At 58.9% G+C, this 15,756-nt stretch carries 30 protein-coding genes; 23 read left to right on the forward strand and 7 right to left on the reverse strand.

What is annotated here, in order from left to right:
- Positions 1 to 37: 37 nt before the first annotated feature.
- The 5 genes from NI20_RS0109850 to NI20_RS0109870 all read right to left on the reverse strand — a co-directional run bounded on the left by NI20_RS0109850 (position 38) and on the right by NI20_RS0109870 (position 3,056).
- Entirely contained in the window at positions 38 to 1,498 is a 1,461-nt protein-coding gene (locus NI20_RS0109850) for a recombinase family protein (RefSeq protein ID WP_033121229.1), read from the reverse strand.
- A 60-nt stretch (positions 1,499 to 1,558) separates the two neighbouring features.
- Positions 1,559 to 1,768, reverse strand: a complete 210-nt coding sequence (locus NI20_RS0109855) for a hypothetical protein (RefSeq protein ID WP_033121230.1) — start codon at positions 1,766 to 1,768, stop codon at positions 1,559 to 1,561.
- A gap of 10 nt (positions 1,769 to 1,778) precedes the next feature.
- Positions 1,779 to 2,183, reverse strand: a complete 405-nt coding sequence (locus NI20_RS0109860; protein WP_033121231.1) for a helix-turn-helix domain-containing protein — start codon at positions 2,181 to 2,183, stop codon at positions 1,779 to 1,781.
- Positions 2,164 to 2,586 carry a hypothetical protein gene (locus NI20_RS0109865; RefSeq protein ID WP_033121232.1) on the reverse strand — a complete coding sequence of 141 codons (423 nt, stop codon included), beginning with the start codon at positions 2,584 to 2,586 and terminating at the stop codon, positions 2,164 to 2,166. The genes NI20_RS0109860 and NI20_RS0109865 overlap by 20 nt, the downstream gene beginning before the upstream one ends.
- An 89-nt stretch (positions 2,587 to 2,675) precedes the next feature.
- Positions 2,676 to 3,056, reverse strand: coding sequence for a helix-turn-helix domain-containing protein (locus NI20_RS0109870; protein WP_081958459.1), 381 nt, complete (start codon positions 3,054 to 3,056; stop codon positions 2,676 to 2,678).
- Between the two features lie 151 nt (positions 3,057 to 3,207).
- Between NI20_RS0109870 and NI20_RS0109875 the strand changes: the two genes are divergently transcribed.
- A complete protein-coding gene (locus NI20_RS0109875; protein WP_052084579.1) occupies positions 3,208 to 3,447 on the forward strand; it encodes a hypothetical protein in 240 nt (79 codons plus the stop codon).
- Positions 3,448 to 3,452: 5 nt separating this feature from the next.
- Positions 3,453 to 3,848 carry a hypothetical protein gene (locus tag NI20_RS0109880; protein ID WP_033121233.1) on the forward strand — a complete coding sequence of 132 codons (396 nt, stop codon included), beginning with the start codon at positions 3,453 to 3,455 and terminating at the stop codon, positions 3,846 to 3,848.
- 17 nt (positions 3,849 to 3,865) lie between these two features.
- Here NI20_RS0109880 and NI20_RS15135 read toward each other — a convergent pair whose 3' ends face one another.
- Entirely contained in the window at positions 3,866 to 4,030 is a 165-nt protein-coding gene (locus NI20_RS15135) for a hypothetical protein (protein ID WP_156108619.1), read from the reverse strand.
- 193 nt (positions 4,031 to 4,223) lie between these two features.
- Between NI20_RS15135 and NI20_RS0109885 the strand changes: the two genes are divergently transcribed.
- The 3 genes from NI20_RS0109885 (at position 4,224) to NI20_RS15140 (ending at position 5,103) form a co-directional block, all read left to right on the forward strand.
- Positions 4,224 to 4,454 (forward strand): helix-turn-helix transcriptional regulator, encoded by a 231-nt coding sequence (locus tag NI20_RS0109885; RefSeq protein WP_242842978.1) that lies wholly within the window; start codon positions 4,224 to 4,226, stop codon positions 4,452 to 4,454.
- Positions 4,451 to 4,684, forward strand: coding sequence for a hypothetical protein (locus NI20_RS0109890; RefSeq protein WP_033121234.1), 234 nt, complete (start codon positions 4,451 to 4,453; stop codon positions 4,682 to 4,684). The genes NI20_RS0109885 and NI20_RS0109890 overlap by 4 nt, the downstream gene beginning before the upstream one ends.
- 236 nt (positions 4,685 to 4,920) lie before the next feature.
- Positions 4,921 to 5,103 (forward strand): hypothetical protein, encoded by a 183-nt coding sequence (locus NI20_RS15140; protein ID WP_156108620.1) that lies wholly within the window; start codon positions 4,921 to 4,923, stop codon positions 5,101 to 5,103.
- Here NI20_RS15140 and NI20_RS0109900 read toward each other — a convergent pair.
- The gene (locus tag NI20_RS0109900; protein ID WP_033121236.1) at positions 5,083 to 5,304 is read right to left on the reverse strand and encodes a hypothetical protein; all 222 of its coding nucleotides are present in this window, start codon (positions 5,302 to 5,304) and stop codon (positions 5,083 to 5,085) included. The two genes, NI20_RS15140 and NI20_RS0109900, sit on opposite strands and share 21 nt — an antisense overlap.
- Positions 5,305 to 5,403: 99 nt before the next feature.
- Here NI20_RS0109900 and NI20_RS0109905 point away from each other — a divergent pair, with 99 nt between their 5' ends.
- The 18 genes from NI20_RS0109905 (at position 5,404) to NI20_RS14250 (ending at position 15,746) form a co-directional block, all read left to right on the forward strand.
- Complete coding sequence (locus tag NI20_RS0109905) at positions 5,404 to 5,583, forward strand: hypothetical protein (protein WP_033121237.1); 180 nt, start codon at positions 5,404 to 5,406, stop codon at positions 5,581 to 5,583.
- 40 nt (positions 5,584 to 5,623) lie between these two features.
- Positions 5,624 to 5,890 (forward strand): hypothetical protein, encoded by a 267-nt coding sequence (locus tag NI20_RS0109910; protein ID WP_033121238.1) that lies wholly within the window; start codon positions 5,624 to 5,626, stop codon positions 5,888 to 5,890.
- Positions 5,887 to 6,219 carry a hypothetical protein gene (locus tag NI20_RS0109915; protein WP_033121239.1) on the forward strand — a complete coding sequence of 111 codons (333 nt, stop codon included), beginning with the start codon at positions 5,887 to 5,889 and terminating at the stop codon, positions 6,217 to 6,219. The genes NI20_RS0109910 and NI20_RS0109915 overlap by 4 nt, the downstream gene beginning before the upstream one ends.
- 7 nt (positions 6,220 to 6,226) lie before the next feature.
- A complete protein-coding gene (locus tag NI20_RS0109920; RefSeq protein WP_033121240.1) occupies positions 6,227 to 6,535 on the forward strand; it encodes a hypothetical protein in 309 nt (102 codons plus the stop codon).
- A gap of 111 nt (positions 6,536 to 6,646) precedes the next feature.
- On the forward strand, positions 6,647 to 8,464 hold the full coding sequence (locus NI20_RS0109925) for a DNA cytosine methyltransferase (RefSeq protein WP_033121241.1): 1,818 nt from the start codon (positions 6,647 to 6,649) through the stop codon (positions 8,462 to 8,464).
- Entirely contained in the window at positions 8,461 to 8,685 is a 225-nt protein-coding gene (locus NI20_RS0109930; RefSeq protein WP_033121242.1) for a hypothetical protein, read from the forward strand. The genes NI20_RS0109925 and NI20_RS0109930 overlap by 4 nt, the downstream gene beginning before the upstream one ends.
- Positions 8,678 to 9,265: an SAM-dependent DNA methyltransferase gene (locus NI20_RS0109935; protein WP_197055380.1), complete on the forward strand. Its 588-nt coding sequence runs from the start codon at positions 8,678 to 8,680 to the stop codon at positions 9,263 to 9,265. The genes NI20_RS0109930 and NI20_RS0109935 overlap by 8 nt, the downstream gene beginning before the upstream one ends.
- Before the next feature lie 2 nt (positions 9,266 to 9,267).
- Positions 9,268 to 9,453: a hypothetical protein gene (locus NI20_RS0109940; protein ID WP_033121243.1), complete on the forward strand. Its 186-nt coding sequence runs from the start codon at positions 9,268 to 9,270 to the stop codon at positions 9,451 to 9,453.
- 13 nt (positions 9,454 to 9,466) lie between these two features.
- The gene (locus tag NI20_RS0109945; protein WP_033121244.1) at positions 9,467 to 9,736 is read left to right on the forward strand and encodes a hypothetical protein; all 270 of its coding nucleotides are present in this window, start codon (positions 9,467 to 9,469) and stop codon (positions 9,734 to 9,736) included.
- Positions 9,726 to 10,121: a hypothetical protein gene (locus NI20_RS0109950; RefSeq protein ID WP_033121245.1), complete on the forward strand. Its 396-nt coding sequence runs from the start codon at positions 9,726 to 9,728 to the stop codon at positions 10,119 to 10,121. Before NI20_RS0109945 ends, NI20_RS0109950 begins: the two co-directional genes overlap by 11 nt.
- A 3-nt stretch (positions 10,122 to 10,124) precedes the next feature.
- On the forward strand, positions 10,125 to 10,676 hold the full coding sequence (locus NI20_RS0109955) for a hypothetical protein (protein ID WP_033121246.1): 552 nt from the start codon (positions 10,125 to 10,127) through the stop codon (positions 10,674 to 10,676).
- On the forward strand, positions 10,673 to 10,828 hold the full coding sequence (locus NI20_RS15145) for a hypothetical protein (protein WP_156108621.1): 156 nt from the start codon (positions 10,673 to 10,675) through the stop codon (positions 10,826 to 10,828). The genes NI20_RS0109955 and NI20_RS15145 overlap by 4 nt, the downstream gene beginning before the upstream one ends.
- Positions 10,829 to 10,864: 36 nt before the next feature.
- Positions 10,865 to 11,674 carry a Gp49 family protein gene (locus NI20_RS15725; protein WP_242842979.1) on the forward strand — a complete coding sequence of 270 codons (810 nt, stop codon included), beginning with the start codon at positions 10,865 to 10,867 and terminating at the stop codon, positions 11,672 to 11,674.
- A gap of 3 nt (positions 11,675 to 11,677) precedes the next feature.
- On the forward strand, positions 11,678 to 12,259 hold the full coding sequence (locus tag NI20_RS0109970) for a hypothetical protein (RefSeq protein WP_033121247.1): 582 nt from the start codon (positions 11,678 to 11,680) through the stop codon (positions 12,257 to 12,259).
- Positions 12,260 to 12,292: 33 nt separating this feature from the next.
- Positions 12,293 to 12,568: a hypothetical protein gene (locus NI20_RS0109975; protein ID WP_033121248.1), complete on the forward strand. Its 276-nt coding sequence runs from the start codon at positions 12,293 to 12,295 to the stop codon at positions 12,566 to 12,568.
- 159 nt (positions 12,569 to 12,727) lie between these two features.
- Complete coding sequence (locus tag NI20_RS0109980; protein ID WP_052084580.1) at positions 12,728 to 13,477, forward strand: hypothetical protein; 750 nt, start codon at positions 12,728 to 12,730, stop codon at positions 13,475 to 13,477.
- A 219-nt stretch (positions 13,478 to 13,696) separates the two neighbouring features.
- Entirely contained in the window at positions 13,697 to 14,245 is a 549-nt protein-coding gene (locus NI20_RS0109985; protein ID WP_033121249.1) for a terminase small subunit, read from the forward strand.
- The gene (locus tag NI20_RS14250; RefSeq protein WP_052084581.1) at positions 14,217 to 15,746 is read left to right on the forward strand and encodes a PBSX family phage terminase large subunit; all 1,530 of its coding nucleotides are present in this window, start codon (positions 14,217 to 14,219) and stop codon (positions 15,744 to 15,746) included. Before NI20_RS0109985 ends, NI20_RS14250 begins: the two co-directional genes overlap by 29 nt.
- Positions 15,747 to 15,756: the final 10 nt, after the last annotated feature.

Here is a 15,756-nt window from a genome sequence, read left to right on the forward strand (position 1 = left end):
GGCCTCCATATACCAATTAACCATAAAATGAGCACGATTAAAGGACGAGGCGGTAGTGGATGGTGAGGGTGTTGGCGGCTTTGTTCCAGGTGATATTGTCGGCGACGCTGCGGACGGCGGCGTTCTTTTCGGCAACGGTGGTGTCGGGGGATTCCAGCGTTTTGACGACGGCGCGGAGAGCGGAGCGCAGCAGCTTCGGATCGGCGGCGGCCCGGTCCTCTTTCTGCATAGCGGCGATCTGCGCGTCGAGATCGGCGATGCGCTTCTGCACGGCGGCCTTGCTGGCCTTGTACTCTTCGACGGTATCGGCGCCGGTGAGGTAAGCGTCGCGCAGGCGGTCGAGCATGCGGACGGCGGAATCGCGCGCGGCCTCGACGGCAGATAGGGAAGATGCGGAGCCGTCGCTGGAACGGACCACATCGAAGGTCAGAGACGAACCGCGGGCGGCGTCCTCCCGCAGGCGGGAGATCAGTGCAGCCTCCAGCGCGTCGCGGCGCACCGTCTGCCGGACGCGGCAGGAGCCACGCACGTAATTGTTGCAAGCCATATAATCCGGCGTATTCACGATGAGGCCACCGCCGCAGGCGGCACAGCGGACAAGGCCGGAGATCCAATGCTTCTGCGTTCCGGACGCGCGGGCATAGCGCGGGTACAAAAGCTTCTGCTCGTCGATGCGGCGCTGAACGGCATTGAAAGTCTCTTCGTCGATCAGCGGCTCGTGCTTGCCGTCAACGAGAACGACATTCTCATTTGCAAAGTCGCGGCGGGTGCGGCCGGCCGGATTCCAGCGCAGCTTGCCGATATAGACGGGGTTGCGCAGGATATATTCGATGGTCCGGTTTTCAAACCTGCCGCCGCGGTGCGTGCGCTGGCCGCATTCGTTCATCCAGCGCGCGAGCGGAAAGCAGCCTTCGCCAGCGAGGTAGCGGCGGAACAGCTCTTTCACAAAGCCATCCTCGGGCGGCTTCGGCACGAAAACGTGATCCTCGATGCCGTAGCCATACGGCGGATTGCTCTGCACCTCGCCGCGGCGGTGCTTTTCCTCCATACCGCGCTTGACCTCCTGGGCAAGGTTGATGCTGTAGTATTCGTCCATCGCCTCGATGAGCGCTTCGGTAATGAGGCCCATGCCGCCCTCGGCCACAGGCTCGGAAATGGAGATGACATCAATGCCGAGCTGCTTGCGCAGGATCGACTTATACATGACCGCATCATCGCGGTTGCGGGCAAAGCGCGAAAACTTCCAGAGCAGGATCGCGTCGAAAGGCTTCGGCTTCGTCTTGGCGACGCCGATCATGCGGCGGAATTCGTCACGCTTTTTCACGCCGCGGCCGGAAATGCCCTCGTCCATGAAGACGAATTCATCCGGCACGATATAGCCATTACGAGAGGCCCACTTGCGGATCTCGACAAGCTGCGAGGCGGGGGAGAGCTCCACCTGGTCATCGGTGGAGACGCGGATATAGGCCGCGGCGATGCGAAGATCAATAGTTGTCATTACAATAACCTTTCATTATGGAAATGCAGCCTGCCGCACATGCGGAGGCTGCATTTTTTATCAATTGGCGGAACCATCAAAAATCGCGCCCAGCTTTTCGGCGAGCGCCTTTGCGACAGGGGCAGGCAGGACAAACGCGCCAACACATTCATCCGTTACGATCATATCGCCGGCATCCGAATAAGCCGGGGCATTCTGCGTCAGGTGCAGGACCGCTTCTGTTTGCTCATCGTTAAGTGCGATGCGAAAGCCATTTGCGTAAACAACCATTATGTTATCCTCACATTTCCTTAAATTCGTCAAACTCGGTATAACCGCTGGATTCGCTGTAGCTCTGCGCCGACCAATTCTTTTTTGGAGAAAGGCAGACAACTTTTCCCTTCGAAAGATAAGGTACTTTGGCGGGGGTCGGCTTGATGGGCGACTGCATTTCAAGGCCGAGCTTTGAAGCAATATTTACCAGCGTCTCTAACGTAAAGTTCGTTTCACCATGTTCCCAACGGGAAACAAGACCCTGCGATACACCCATAAACTCGGCAAATTGCTTCTGGTTCATCCCCATCTCACGGCGCTTCATCACGATCTCTGCGCCAATCATTCCGCAAAGGACAGAATATTGAAGATTTTCGGCGGAAGCATCAGGCAGAATGGAATCGACAAAAGAATTAAATCCTGAATTGCTCATTATCAAAAAGGCTCCTTTCATAGTCGAGTCTTTCTTTGGCGGCGGGAATATAGGGCGTATAGTCAGAGGTTCGCTTGCCGCCGCGCTCAAAGAAAGCTGTCAACAGAACAGGTGTATGATCCGGCAGGAAGGAATACAGAATGCGGAGGTTAAAATCCCGGCCGTCCAGATGCATGCTGTAAAGCTCGCTGTTTGAATGCTTCAACCGCTCGAAGCCGGGAAACAGGATCGCATTTCGACCCTGCGCGGCAAGAACACGGAGCTGCACGATCAATAAGGTAAAAAAGGTGCGCTCATATCCGCTCTTCGCTATGATGCCCGCAATCTCGCCGAAAAGACTTGCATGACATCGAAACGTCCCGAGATATTCCTCCAAATACGCCAAGATACTATCTCTGTTCATGAGTATATCCTTCCTGTGTATAAAATATTACACAAAAGTAATAAAGTCAAGAGAAACGGAAAATTATTTTCGACGGAAGTCGACGTGAATCACGCGCCCGACTTTGCGGTAGGGGCGGGGGATAGACGGTATTCTTCCAGAGAATTAGCAAATTCCGCTTGCTGCAAAATGTAGCGTTGCCCGTCAGGATTCACACCGCGATAGAGAGCAAGAAGTTCATTCTCCTTCGGGGAAAGGCCGTCGACCTTCGGGTCGGCGGTTTTTTCTATCCCGCTGCCGTTAAGCAGATATTCAGGGCTCACCAAAAGGATTGAGGCCAGCGGGGCAAGAACATCCAAGGGCATTTTTTCAATATCGCCATTTTCGTATCTATAAATTGTAGAAGGAGAGCAGCCGAGCTTGTCGGCGACATATTCCGCCGAGAAACCAAGTTGTTTTCGGCGGGACTTCATGCGTTCTCCGGTAGTCATATGCATCACCTCGGGGACTATAATAATCGCAAATTTGCAAAAACGCAAGCATAAATTTGCGAAAATGCGAAAATAATGCTTGACTTGCGGAAATGCGAGTGGTATAAAAGAAAATAGAAACTCGCATTTATGCAAGAAAGGAGTGCAAAGAATGAAGACTAACGTCAAAGAGTTAGTGGATATGATGAAGTCAAAGGGCATCGGTGTGCCCGAATTGGCTCAGAAAATTGGGGTTGACGCCTCGACGCTGTACAGGAAACTGGGGGCTGGTGGTGAGAAATTCACCATCGGCGAGGTCCATCGTATGATGGAAGCCATTCCGCTGTCGAACGAGGATGCCAACCGCATTTTTTTATCCATTAACTCGCATTATTGCGAGAAAGGAGCGTGAAGGGAATGCAGCAATGGAAATTTGACCATCACGAGCTGCCGATGGTGCCGGGCGGATATCGCGCAGGCTTGACAAGCGGCATCGCAAAATATCTCGGCATCGACTTCGAGCTGGCCGGGAATGCACGGGAGAAAGCGATGCTGACCTATCCGGAGGCATTCTGCCGCCTTGTGCGCGCGTGCGCCGACGAGGCCCGCACCATGATGCACGAGGGCGTGGCGCCGTTTGATACGGCAATCGACCAGCTGGACAAGGAAAAGCCGAAAACCGGCACGAGGGTGACGATCTACGTTGAAGAATGCGGCGACAAGATCGTGTACCGCAGGAATATTACTAAGGACGCCGCCGAGAAGTTGATCGCGCAGCTATCAAAAAAGCGCAGCGGCCAGGAGGACGCCTGACCGCTGCACAAGAGGGATTATGATTCCAAATCAGGGAAAAGCTGCTCCGCAATGTTCGTCAGCTCGGGCGGAACGCCGCAATCCTGCAAGATCATACGGCGAATATCGTCCGAGCGAGTGCGCTCCCAGTCTTCCCAAATATCGGGATTCCAGGAAGCGACGGGCTTTAGAGAAGCATCCACATTTTCACCCCCTTTCGCCATTAGTATAGCACGGCGGCGAAGCGAGGGGCAAGAACCATGCAGAAGCACCGCGCAGGGGCGCGGCAAACGACAAGCAGGGCGGGAAGGCTTGCCGAAATTTCGATAGCAACAGTCAGCAAGCAACCTTTAAATTTGTCTTTTTTGCAACACAAACAGCGAAGAGGTGAGAAAAGTGCCAATTAACTCAAAGAAGATCAAGGAAAGAATCAAAGAATTGGGGTTGACGCAGGGCGACGCAGCAAAAGCACTCGGCCTTGCGCAGTCAACAGCAAGTCAGAAAATCAACAACATCCGTTCCATGTCGGTTGACGAGGCAGAAAAACTCGCGGAACTACTCAAAATCGGAGATCAGGATTTCTGCATCTATTTTTGCATGAGATCGGGGGAGGGGGAGGCAGTATGAACAAGATCAAAAAAGTAGAGCTGCGGCAGTTAGCGGTGAGAAACCCTATCGCGGCGGAACTGGCAAAAGCCACGGTCGAAACCGCCGCAAAGGTGGGTGCCAATGCAAACGAGCTGGATATCGCATGCGAGCTGGCGCGGGAAGTATACCGAGACGCGCGCGACAACTCGGCGGAACGGCTCAGCGGGTACAAGCACAAAGCGCTCGCAATTCTGGACGAGATCACGTGAAAGGAGCGTGAAGCAGATGCAGAGCGATAAAAATATCCCGCCCGATGTGCAGATCGAGCGGGATGCCGTAACGATCCGGTGCGGAGAGCGCGAGACCGTAGCGACAAAGGACGGAATCAGGATCAGGGAGCGGCGCAAGAGCTACCCGGCCTTGAAAAGGCTGGTTAGATTGCTGAGTGCGAATTTCACAAACCCTGAAACGGTGCTTCGTCTGGAATATGAAAGGGGCGACACAGATGCAAGTTTTGAAGATGGCGACGACGTGGGATGTTTACCACGGGGCGACGCCGGAGATCGAGGCGACAGTGCGCAGCGAGGAAGCCTTTGAGGCGCTGCGACAAGCCATTAAAAAAATGAGCCGCCAGCGGGTCAGGCATGGCGGCTCGAGGATCGAGTATTCAATCAAGCTGGTCGGGTGAGAGGACATCAATGTCCTCGAAGTCATAGAAAACGCTGTGGTCGAGGACATCCAGCGCAGAGAAATTGATGCTGGATGGAATGGGATCGGCGGGGTCGGTGCGATCCTCTTCGAGGTATTCCAGTTCAACATACTTTGCGCCGGAATCCAGAACCTCTTTCGCCATCTGGAAGAGGTCGGATGTGCGAACGATATAGCCCATATTTTCACCCCCTTTCGCCGCCAGTATAGCACGGCGGCAGGGCGGTGGCAAGCGGACATGCCGCGGCGGCATACATTCGAGGGAAAGGAGCGTGCAGGAATGGGGAAGCGAAAACAGGAGCCGATCATCGTGAAAGCCTACGTCAAAACGGCGGACGGCGGAGAGGTGGACGTGGACACGCTCAGCGACGAGCAGCGCGAAAAGCTGGGGTCGTGGCTGCGCGTGACCTACCTCAATGAGCTGATGCGCGGCAAGGCAAAATTCTACATCAAGCAATAACACGCAAGGGAACCACCTTTGCAGAAATGAGGAACAACAAATGAAAAAGAATCGCACAAGAGAAGAAAGAGCGCTGCGTTACGCGGCGGCGCTGCTGCGGCTGACGGTGCTGCTGTGGATCGCGGTGCTGCTGCTGTGCCTACTGGAACCGGGGTGCCTGGCGATGGACGCGGCGGGCGCGGCGGCGGAGACCGACCCGGCAGTCACGTGGCTGGCGGCGGTGGGCGCCGGTTGGCTGACGTGGCGCGGGATGGTGCTTGTCCTGAAGCTGGACGAGCCGAGGAGAAAGAGAGGGGTGCGCAGATGAGCTATTTATCCTCGGGCGCGCGGCTGCTCGGCAACCTTGAGCACACGGCGGCGGAGCTGCTGGAAACGACGATGCAGGAGCGAGGGCGCGGCTTTGCGAGCGACAACGAGAGCTGGGCGGAGATCAAAGCCCATATTGAGCGCGCGAAGAAGACGACGGGCGACCTTGAAAAGGTCCACAAGGAGATGTGGGACGCCATCAAAGACCAGAACGAGGACGCCTACGGGGCGCTGGCGAATGAGCTGACGCGCGCGGGCGCTGCGCTGGCGGCGGAATGGATGGTCGTCTCGGTGCTCGGCAAGATCGCCGTGGAGATGACGGGAGAGTGAAGCGCACATGGACGACAAGCGATTTATCGCACCGCAGACGCGGCCGACGCTGTGCTGGTCGTGCGCGCGGGCGTGCGGCGGCTGCTCGTGGACGGAGCGAGATCCCGTGACGCACGCGATCCGCTTCGAGCCCGTGAAGGGCTGGGAGGCGGAGAAAACGACGATCAACGGCTCGAAAAGCGAGCACGGCGAGAAGTGCTACCGCTACACGACCGACAGTTATCGCGTCGTGCGCTGCCCGCTGTACGTGCCGGACCGGCGGACGAGAGCCAAAAGCGCCATGCCGGAATGGGCCATGCAGGCCGTGAACGCATGAAAAAGGCGGCTGACCGATGGCACCGGTCAACCGCCACGAAGAAAAACACACATGAAAGGAGATTTCCTTCCCCGCCATTATAGCATGCGGCGGGGAAGAAGCGCAAGGGAAATGCTGGAACGAAATTATCAGAAAAGCGCGCTCGACGAGCTGAGTGTCGTGCTTTTTGCGGGCGGAGGGGGCAGCGACACGGGAATCTCGTGTATGACCGGTAAGCCCGTTGACATCGCTATCAACCATGACGCCGATGCGATCCGGATGCATAAGACGAACCACCCTTGGACGCGGCATTTGCAGGAGGACGTTTTCGCAGTAGATCCGAAAGAGGTCTGCGCCGGACAGAAGGTCGGCATTCTGTGGGCCTCACCGGACTGCACACACTTCTCCAAGGCACGCGGCGGCGTGCCGGTCAAGAAAGAGATTCGCGGGCTCTCGTGGGTTGTGGTCAAATGGGCGCTCGCCGTGCGGCCGCGCGTGATGTTCATGGAGAATGTCGAAGAAATCCAGACATGGGGGCCGTGCATCGAAACGCCGAAGGGGTTGCAGCCGGACCCTGCACGGGCGGGGGAGACTTTCAAGGGCTTCCTTGCCATGCTGACAAGCGGCATTGCACCGGATCATCCGGCGCTCAAGGAATGCTGCGAGTTCCTGCACGTCCCGGAAGACGGCGCGGAGGCAAATCGGCTGATTACAGGCCTCGGCTATGACTTCGGCAGCAAAATTCTATGCGCCGCCGATTATGGCGTGCCGACCATCCGCAAGCGCTGGTTCGCCGTGTTCCGCTGTGATGGGCAGCCGGTGAAATTTCCCGAGCCTACTCACGCCAAAGACGGGAAGGACGGCCTGCCGCGCTGGCGAAGCGCCGCAGAGGTCATTGACTGGGCACTTCCGTGCCCGAGCATTTTCGCCAGCAAAGCAGAGATCGCAGAGAGGTACGGGCTAAAAGCCGTTCGTCCGTTGGCGGACAACACGATGCGCCGCGTCATCCGCGGCGTGGACAGGTTCACCATTAAAAGCGGGAAGCCATTCCTTGTGGAGTGCAATCACGGCGGTGACGGGCACACGCGAAGTATCGAAACGCCTGTCAACACCATAACGGGCCGCTATACCGGCGGCGTGTGCAAATCCGTGCTGTCGCCGCTGACCATGAGCAATGTTTCCGGCGCGGCGGGCACGGACTGCCGTGCACCATTGAACACAGCGCGCACGAGCGGCGGGGGCGGCCAGATGCTTATTGCATCCAGTCTGATTCAGTATCACACCGAGAGAACGGAGAGCGCACGGGTGCAAGGGCTCGACGCTCCGCTGCAAACGGTGGACGGATCCAACCGCTACGGCCTCGCGTCTGCAAACCTCATCGAATATTACAGCAACGGCCGGCCGATCGACATCAGCGAGCCAATACATACGCAGACAGCAAAAGACCGCGACGCGCTGATGATAACGCACATCTGCAAATTCAAGGGCGACAACATCGGACAAGCCCCGGCGGAACCTTTGCAAACCGTTACCGCCTCGGCGGGAGAATTCGCCGCCGTCAAAGTAACGATTGAGCGCTGCAAGAACGGCGCGGGGCTGGGCTTCTGGCCGAAGGTGAGGGCGCTGCTGAATACGTATTGCGGCTACGATCTCGGCGATGACGAGATTATCCTGCTCTGGATCAGCGGCGCGGCGTACTTTATCAGCGATATCGGGTTACGGATGCTGACGCCGCGCGAGCTGTATAACGCGATGGGGTTTCCGCCGGACTATATTATTGACCGCGATTATACGGGCAAAGAGTACAAGCGCAGCGCTCAGGTCGCACGATGCGGGAATGCGGTATGCCCGCCCGTCGCGGGCGCCTTGGTTGCCGCTAACCTGAAAGACTGCGCACTGCCGCATTATATTGGCACACTGAGCGAGCTGTGGGAAAGGGTGAGCGCATGAAACGAAGCACATTTTTAGACCTGTGCGTGCAGGCGGCGGTGAAAAAGGACAAGCCGAAAGTGCTGTACGCCGGGATCGAATATTACCCCGAGGGCTATGAGCTGCGATTCGACAAGAGCGGCAAGGCGGTACATAGAGCGATCCTTCGGGACGCGAGCAAGCACAACTGCCTGGTTTACTGCCCGCTGGGGAAGGTGCAGGAGGTGGCGCGCGATGAATAGCATTCAGGCGAGCCAGATCATGGGCGGGAACGGAGCGAAGGCACGCAAGGCGTCCGACCTGTACCCGACGCCGCCGGAGGTAACGGTGGCGCTGATGCGCTTTCTCAAGCTGCCAGCGGGGACGGATATATGGGAACCGGCCCGTGGGCAAGGGGATATGGTGCGAGCGCTGGCGGACTGCGGGATGGCTGTCTACGGCACGGATATCCGCGACGGGATAGACTTCTTGACCACTCGACAGCCGGGAAACGCGCCTGCGGCCGACTGGATTATCACGAATCCGCCGTTTTCGCTGGCAGACGAGTTTATCCGCCACGCGGCGGAGATTGGCAAGCCGTTTGCGATGCTGCTCAAGGCGCAGTATTGGCACGCGGCGAAGCGGGCGCAGCTCTTCCGCGAGATCCCGCCGAGCTACGTTCTGCCGCTGACATGGCGGCCGGACTTCCTCTTCAAGGAGCGAGACGGTAAAAAGGGCGCAAGCCCGCTCATGGACGTCATGTGGTGCGTGTGGCTGACGCCGCAGATGCAGGGCGTGCAGACGGTATTTAAGCCGCTGATGCGGCCGGAAAAGGAGAAATGAGCATGTTTGTCGGAGAAACGTATAGCTGGGTGCCGACGAGCTGGGAGGGATCGAACGGGATCGTCTCAGCGCTCGGCAAGAAAGGCGGGGTACACGGGAGAATCGTGTACATCAACGAAAACCATCGGTATTTTACGGCGGAGGCGAACGTCGGCGGCGTGATCATCCGCGAGAGCTTCAAATTTTAAGGAGGGCACAGACATGTTGAGTTATAAGACCAAGGACGGAAAGGTGACGGAACTCGAGGCACAAGGGTCGCTCACGGAACTTTTGAGCGACACAACTTTTCTGGCCCATGCCATTTACGGCATGCTTGCGAGGAGCGACGAAGGATTGGCGAAAGCATTTCAAGCTCATTTTGCACTGCTGGCGGCCGACCCTGAATCGCCGATGTGGGAGAACAGCAATCCAAATTGCATCAGCATCGTGCGGCGCGTCAAGCCGAAGGAGGGCAAGAGCGATGACAAGTGACGAGGTTTTGACGGCGCTGCGATGCTGCGCAAGCGACAACTGCGACGGGTGCCCGCTGTGGGACGACGATCCGGAGGACACGACATGCGCAGACGGCTTGATGGTCGCGGCGGCTGATTTGATCGAATTCCAGCAGCAGGGCCTTGAGGCGCTGACGAAGATAGACGAGGGACTGAAAAAGCAGGGCGGCACGCTGAAAGAGTTCCTGCGACGCGGCGATGAAGTCGTGCAGGGGCACAGAGACCCTGCCGGACCGCTGGGCAATCCGGGCTTTGCGGGCGATATCTTCATCTGCCCGACGTGCAACTCGCCGCGCGTCTTCTATAACGCGGAGAAAGACGCCTACATATGCCCGAGCTGCGGGTGGCAGGACAAGGAGGGCTGACGGATGGTGCAGGTATATTGCGATCGGTGCGGGCGGGTCATCACTGGGATGAGCGCGCATGAGTGTGTGAGCGTGACGGCGAGCGGCGCGGGCGGCGGAGAGATCGCGAAGCTCGACTTCTGCACATACTGCGCGGACTGGGCCATTAACACGCTGATGCGGCGGACGATGCTCGGCGCGGGCGAGAAAAAGGGCGCGAAGGCGGACAAGCCCGCGCCCATCGCGCCACCGAAGGGCGAGAAAGACGGCCTTGCGTGGACGGCGGGACAGGACAAGCGGCCGGCCGCGGAAGCGCCGCCGCCCGAACCGCTCCCGACGCTGAGCGTCAAGGGCTACGGCGCGGCGGAGAAGCGGAAAATCTTCGACACGCTGGTGCGCTACAAGGTGCGGACCGGTCCGGGGTGGACAGAGCGTGTGAGCACGGCCTGCGGCGGGGACGTGAGCCGCGAGACGCTGCGCGCGATCGTCGTGGACGGGCTGATGGTCGACATCCACGTGTGGCGCGTCATTGAGCGGGGGCTCAGCGACCTGGGCGCAATGGAGAAAAAGGCATGAAGGTGACGCTTATTTTGCAGGCCGACGTGCCGGAGAGCGCCGTTCAGGGCATCAAGGAGCGCGCGGCGATGGACCTTGAGCGCTACGGCGACGTAAAGGTCGCGAAGATCCTCGTCGAGAAGCCGCGCGAGCACGAGCAGCTACATCTTTAATCACGCCTGCGGGCGAAAAAGAAAGGAAACAGAACCATGAAACAGTACATCGGAACAAAACTTATCGAGGCGGAGCCCGCACTTCGCTACGCGGACGGCACAATTGCCCCCGTCAACGCGCCGGTCCGTCTGGACGAGCCCGTCAAGTCCGGCTACAAGGTCCGCTACCCGGACGGGTACGAGTCCTTCAGTCCGAAGGGGGTCTTCGAGAGCGCCTATCTGCCGCTCGAGGTAAACGGCATGCTCAAGACTGAGGCACCGAGCATCAGCGCGGAGATGGTCGAGCGATTCATCGACCACCACGAAACCGTGACGATGGGTGGCAAGACGACCGTTGTGCGCGCGGTGCTGAAAAACGGCTTTGTGATCGTGGAGAGCTCGAGCTGCGTGAGCGCGGAGAACTACGACGAGAAGCTGGGGGAGGAAATCTGCATGAAACGGATCAGAAACAAGGTTTGGGAGCTGCTGGGCTTCCTGCTGCAAACGGCGGTGGGCGGCGTGAACGGCGAGGCAGCGGCGGAGAATCACTGCTGCGATGAAGAATGCGAGCGTTCCTGCTGTGACGAGGCGTATCGCCCGACTGACGGGCTGAGTTTTGGACTTGCTATCGAGGCGGCAAAGAAGGGGATGAAGATCGCCCGCCGCGGCTGGAATGGCAAGAACCAGTACGTTGAGCTTGCGGAGCGCATCAGCTACGAAAACGCTGCGCACGAGGTAATCAATGCCAAGCACGAGGCCATCGGGAACAAGGCACTTGCCTTTGTCGGCACGTCCGGCGTGCAGCTCGGCTGGCTCGCCTCTCAGGCGGATATGCTGGCTGACGACTGGATGATCGTAGAGGGCTGAGCGATGCAGAAGATCAACATTAAAAAGGTCACGAAGGAGCAGATGCTCAAAATGCTCGAGGAGGCGCTGGATAAGCAGGAGGCGGCGGAGAGCAGAGAGGCCGAGCTGCGCGGGCAGATCGGAACGCTGACGGAAAAGCTCGAGGAGAATGAAAAGGCACTGGAAGAGGTCACCGCGAAGTTTAAGAGCGCGGACCATTCGGCGGCGATGCTGCGGTCGCGCATCGATGAGGCAGAGAAGGTGCGCGACCAGGCGCTCGAGGCGCACGGCGAGGACATGAAGGCCATCGAGAAGGCAAAGAACGAAAGCCGCGAGCTGGCAAAGCAGCTCGGCGAGCGCATGGTGGAGCTCAAGGCCGCGGAAGAGAACGCGCGCAAGGCCGCGGTAGAGACGAACAGCATCAGGGCGCAGCTGAGCGAGGCGGAGGCGAACGCAAAGCGCAAGGAAGAGCTGCTGTGCGGGGCGCTGAATGCGTTAAAAAAAGAGAAGGCCATCAAAGAGGACTATCACGAAAGCCTCAAGTGGTGCATGGCGCATCCGTGGCGCAACGTGTGGCGCTGCATGAAAGAGTATTTCCGCTTCTGACGGACAAAGAGCGGGAGAGGAGGGGAGAGAGCGATGTTCCGATACAAAAAGAGCGTGCCGGTGAGCTATGAACGGCAGGGATATATCTATTTTTCATCGCTGCTGTATCGAGAAATGCCGGAGAAGGCGCAGCGGAAGATCCTCAACCTGTGTATGGAGTGCGGCGGCGAGGACTACTACCAGGCACTTTTCGAATTCGTGACGACGGACGCGAACGCGACCTACATCTGCATGAAGCACAACCTCTCCCGCTCAACGCTCGAGCGGATCGTGCGGAAGTATTACGAGGGCTTCCCGCGGAGACTGTGACAGGGCTTCGGCCCTGTGTGCGCTGCCGCCGAAAGGGAGCGACGGCGCACAGAAGGCCGAACACACATTATTCAATATCACGCGTGCGCACGCGCGCGTGATTCGAGCTTGTAACGTATCTTAACTTAGCGAACAATTCCGAAGCAGGAGGACGGGGCTATGTATCGGGGCAGAACATTCAACCGTGAGCGCGTGTACGTGTGCGGCGATTATCTGGACGGTGATATCTATCCTGTCTTTCAGAAGCCGGGAGAGCGCAGAAAGAGATGCCGCCCGACGAGCGAAATTCAGAAGAAGCTCAACCAGAGGAACGCGGCGAAGAGATTGACGCGCATCGTGCACATGAACTTCACGAGCCGAGACCTCGCGCTGCATCTGACCTACGACCCCGACCACACGCCGGAGAGCGCAGAGGACGCGCTGCGCATCGTGCAGAACTATCTGCGCACGCTCAAGCGGCGGTACCGCAAGATCGGGGTCGAATTCAAGTACATACTCTCCACGGAAAAGGGCGGACGCGGCGGACGCGTCCACCATCATCTCATCATCTCGGGCGGGCTTGACCGCGACACGCTGGAATCGCTGTGGGGGCGCGGCTACGCCAACAGCAAGCGCCTGCAATTTGGCGACGAGGGAGTGAGCGGCCTGACGCATTACATCACGAAGGATGACGCGAGCTACAAGCGGTGGAGCGGCAGCCGGAACCTCGTCCAGCCGGAGGCGCAGCCCCCGCGCGATGACCTGACGATGGAGGACGTGCGCACGCTTTTTGAGGCGGCAGAGATCCATCTGGCAAACGAATGGTTTGAATCGCGCTTCCCGGGCTATGAGCTCGTAAACTGCGAGCCATGCCGCAACGAGACGAACAGGGGGTATTATATCCATTTCGAGATGCGGCGGCGCCGGTAACAACAGCATACAGCAAACGCAACACGACGACGCGCGCGGGGGAGCCCGGGCGCGCTGCGTGCATGCTCTCGCGCGTGCGCGTGCGAGGAAAAGCTGCAAGCCCTGATTTGACAAGGGTTTGCGGCTCTTTTTTGCCCTCAAAAAGTTGACGGTTCGTGACCTGTTGCATTTGCTACACTTTTTGAAAACAAGGCAAGCGCGCCGAGGGGAGGGGTGCGGATGGCGCGGCAGAAGAAATACACGGCGGCAACGCTGGGCAAGGCCTGCGAGCGCTATTTCGCAGCGATCACGCGGCGCGTGAAGGTCACGGAAATGGTGGACAGCGGCAAGCGCGACGACAAGGGCCATGTGATCCTCATCCCCGTGCCGGTGAAAAACACGCTGGGCGAAGAGGTCGAGGTGACGGAGTACATCATCCCGCCGAGCATGCACGAGCTGTGCACCTTTCTTCGCATCGACCGGGCGACGTGGAGCCGGTACATGGGCGAGAGCGAGGAATTCGCGGCCGTCGGCGAGCGGGTGCGCGAGCGCATGAAGGCCTGGAACGAGCACGAGATGCTGACGCGGCCGGGCAAGGACCTGAAAGGAATCCTCTTCAACCTGACGAACAACTACGGCTACAGCGAGAAGAAAGAGGTCGAGCTCGGCGAGCGGGCGACAAAGACCGTGACGGCGGCGAGCATCCCGCTCGAGGAGCGGCAAGCGATGCTGCGCGAGCTGATGCAGGAGTTTGAGCACGATGGCGGCGACGAAGACGCGGACCTATGAGCGAGAGCTTGAGGTGGCGCTGTGGTGGCGGGACTTCCGCGCGACGAACAACGCGCACTTCCTGCCGCTGCTGTTCGACCGGCACCGCTACCTCGTCCTGAAAGGCGGCGGCGGCAGCGGCAAGTCGATCTTCGCGGGGCGCAAGGTGCTCGAGCGCGTGACAAGCGAGCCGGGGCACCGCTGGCTGGTGTGCCGCAAGGTGGCGCGGACGCTGCGCGAGAGCTGCTTTGAGCAGCTGCGCGGGCAGATATCCGACTTCTACCCCGACAGCGGGGCGAAGGTCAACAAGAGTGACATGAGCATTTCGTTTGCGAACGGCAGCAAGATCCTGTTCGCGGGCCTCGACGACGTGGAAAAGCTCAAGTCGATCTACGACATCACGGGCATCTGGATCGAGGAAGCGAGCGAGCTGGAGCAGGGGGACTTCGACCAGCTGGATATCCGACTGAGAACGGATTTCCCCTATTACCTGCAAATGATCCTGACGTTCAATCCGATCAGCATCACACATTGGCTGAAAAAGCGGTTTTTCGACCGCAAGGACCCACGCGCGACGGTACACGAGAGCACGTATCTCGACAACCGCTTTCTGACGGCGGAGGCCATCACGACGCTTGAGGCCTTCAAAGAGACGGACGAGTACTACTACCAGGTCTATTGCCTCGGCCAGTGGGGCGTGACGGGCAAGACGGTGTTCGACGCGAAAAAGGTGAGCGAGCGGCTGCTTATCGTCGAGCGGGCGAAGAAGCCGAGGCGCGGCTACTTCGAAAACGTCGTCAAGGAAGACGGTGTACACCTCGAGCGCTGGGCGTGGGTGGACGATCCGGACGGCGCGGTGACGATCTACGAAGAACCGGTGCCGGGGCGGCCCTATGTCATCGGCGGCGACACGGCGGGCGACGGCAGCGATTATTTCGTCGGGCAGGTGCTCGACAACATCACGGGCAAGCAGGTCTGCACGCTGCGCCACCAGTACGACGAGGACACGTATGCGCGGCAGATGTACTGCCTCGGCAAGTACTACAACGACGCGCTGCTCGCCATCGAGACGAACTTCTCGACGTACCCGACGAAGCTGCTTGACCTGATGGGCTACCGCAACCTGTATGTGCGCGAGGTGGAGGACGACTTCACAGGCAAGATCAAGCACGCCTTCGGCTTCCAGACGAACCGGCTGACGAGACCGGTGATCCTGTCTGAGCTCATCCGCATTTTGCGCGAGAGCATGAGCACGGTGAACGACCGCGACACGCTGCTTGAGATGCTGACATTCGTGCGGCGGGAGAAAGACTTGCAGGGCGAGGCCGAGCCGGGCGCGCACGACGACTGCGTGATGGCGCTGGCGATCGCGCACTATGCGCGGCCCCAGCAGACGATGGAAATTAAGACCGCCGGCAGCGAGAAGAAAACGCGCTGGACGGCGGACATGTGGGAGGACTACAACAGCGCGAGCGAGACCGAGCGGGCAGAAATGCTGGCGCTCTGGGGCGAGCCGCGATGAGAGGGAGAAA

Source organism: Oscillibacter sp. ER4 (genome assembly GCF_000765235.1).
Taxonomy (GTDB): domain Bacteria; phylum Bacillota; class Clostridia; order Oscillospirales; family Oscillospiraceae; genus Hominicoprocola; species Hominicoprocola fusiformis.

Bases quoted from the DNA above. Each gene is read 5' to 3' on its own strand.
- NI20_RS0109850 (WP_033121229.1), bottom strand. From the start codon at position 1,498: ATGACAACTATTGATCTTCGCATCGCCGCGGCCTATATCCGCGTCTCC.
- NI20_RS0109855 (WP_033121230.1), bottom strand. From the start codon at position 1,768: ATGGTTGTTTACGCAAATGGCTTTCGCATCGCACTTAACGATGAGCAA.
- NI20_RS0109860 (WP_033121231.1), bottom strand. From the start codon at position 2,183: ATGAGCAATTCAGGATTTAATTCTTTTGTCGATTCCATTCTGCCTGAT.
- NI20_RS0109865 (WP_033121232.1), bottom strand. From the start codon at position 2,586: ATGAACAGAGATAGTATCTTGGCGTATTTGGAGGAATATCTCGGGACG.
- NI20_RS0109870 (WP_081958459.1), bottom strand. From the start codon at position 3,056: ATGACTACCGGAGAACGCATGAAGTCCCGCCGAAAACAACTTGGTTTC.
- NI20_RS0109875 (WP_052084579.1), top strand. From the start codon at position 3,208: ATGAAGACTAACGTCAAAGAGTTAGTGGATATGATGAAGTCAAAGGGC.
- NI20_RS0109880 (WP_033121233.1), top strand. From the start codon at position 3,453: ATGCAGCAATGGAAATTTGACCATCACGAGCTGCCGATGGTGCCGGGC.
- NI20_RS0109890 (WP_033121234.1), top strand. From the start codon at position 4,451: ATGAACAAGATCAAAAAAGTAGAGCTGCGGCAGTTAGCGGTGAGAAAC.
- NI20_RS15140 (WP_156108620.1), top strand. From the start codon at position 4,921: ATGCAAGTTTTGAAGATGGCGACGACGTGGGATGTTTACCACGGGGCG.
- NI20_RS0109900 (WP_033121236.1), bottom strand. From the start codon at position 5,304: ATGGGCTATATCGTTCGCACATCCGACCTCTTCCAGATGGCGAAAGAG.
- NI20_RS0109905 (WP_033121237.1), top strand. From the start codon at position 5,404: ATGGGGAAGCGAAAACAGGAGCCGATCATCGTGAAAGCCTACGTCAAA.
- NI20_RS0109910 (WP_033121238.1), top strand. From the start codon at position 5,624: ATGAAAAAGAATCGCACAAGAGAAGAAAGAGCGCTGCGTTACGCGGCG.
- NI20_RS0109915 (WP_033121239.1), top strand. From the start codon at position 5,887: ATGAGCTATTTATCCTCGGGCGCGCGGCTGCTCGGCAACCTTGAGCAC.
- NI20_RS0109920 (WP_033121240.1), top strand. From the start codon at position 6,227: ATGGACGACAAGCGATTTATCGCACCGCAGACGCGGCCGACGCTGTGC.
- NI20_RS0109925 (WP_033121241.1), top strand. From the start codon at position 6,647: ATGCTGGAACGAAATTATCAGAAAAGCGCGCTCGACGAGCTGAGTGTC.
- NI20_RS0109930 (WP_033121242.1), top strand. From the start codon at position 8,461: ATGAAACGAAGCACATTTTTAGACCTGTGCGTGCAGGCGGCGGTGAAA.
- NI20_RS0109935 (WP_197055380.1), top strand. From the start codon at position 8,678: ATGAATAGCATTCAGGCGAGCCAGATCATGGGCGGGAACGGAGCGAAG.
- NI20_RS0109940 (WP_033121243.1), top strand. From the start codon at position 9,268: ATGTTTGTCGGAGAAACGTATAGCTGGGTGCCGACGAGCTGGGAGGGA.
- NI20_RS0109945 (WP_033121244.1), top strand. From the start codon at position 9,467: ATGTTGAGTTATAAGACCAAGGACGGAAAGGTGACGGAACTCGAGGCA.
- NI20_RS0109950 (WP_033121245.1), top strand. From the start codon at position 9,726: ATGACAAGTGACGAGGTTTTGACGGCGCTGCGATGCTGCGCAAGCGAC.
- NI20_RS0109955 (WP_033121246.1), top strand. From the start codon at position 10,125: ATGGTGCAGGTATATTGCGATCGGTGCGGGCGGGTCATCACTGGGATG.
- NI20_RS15145 (WP_156108621.1), top strand. From the start codon at position 10,673: ATGAAGGTGACGCTTATTTTGCAGGCCGACGTGCCGGAGAGCGCCGTT.
- NI20_RS15725 (WP_242842979.1), top strand. From the start codon at position 10,865: ATGAAACAGTACATCGGAACAAAACTTATCGAGGCGGAGCCCGCACTT.
- NI20_RS0109970 (WP_033121247.1), top strand. From the start codon at position 11,678: ATGCAGAAGATCAACATTAAAAAGGTCACGAAGGAGCAGATGCTCAAA.
- NI20_RS0109975 (WP_033121248.1), top strand. From the start codon at position 12,293: ATGTTCCGATACAAAAAGAGCGTGCCGGTGAGCTATGAACGGCAGGGA.
- NI20_RS0109980 (WP_052084580.1), top strand. From the start codon at position 12,728: ATGTATCGGGGCAGAACATTCAACCGTGAGCGCGTGTACGTGTGCGGC.
- NI20_RS0109985 (WP_033121249.1), top strand. From the start codon at position 13,697: ATGGCGCGGCAGAAGAAATACACGGCGGCAACGCTGGGCAAGGCCTGC.
- NI20_RS14250 (WP_052084581.1), top strand. From the start codon at position 14,217: ATGGCGGCGACGAAGACGCGGACCTATGAGCGAGAGCTTGAGGTGGCG.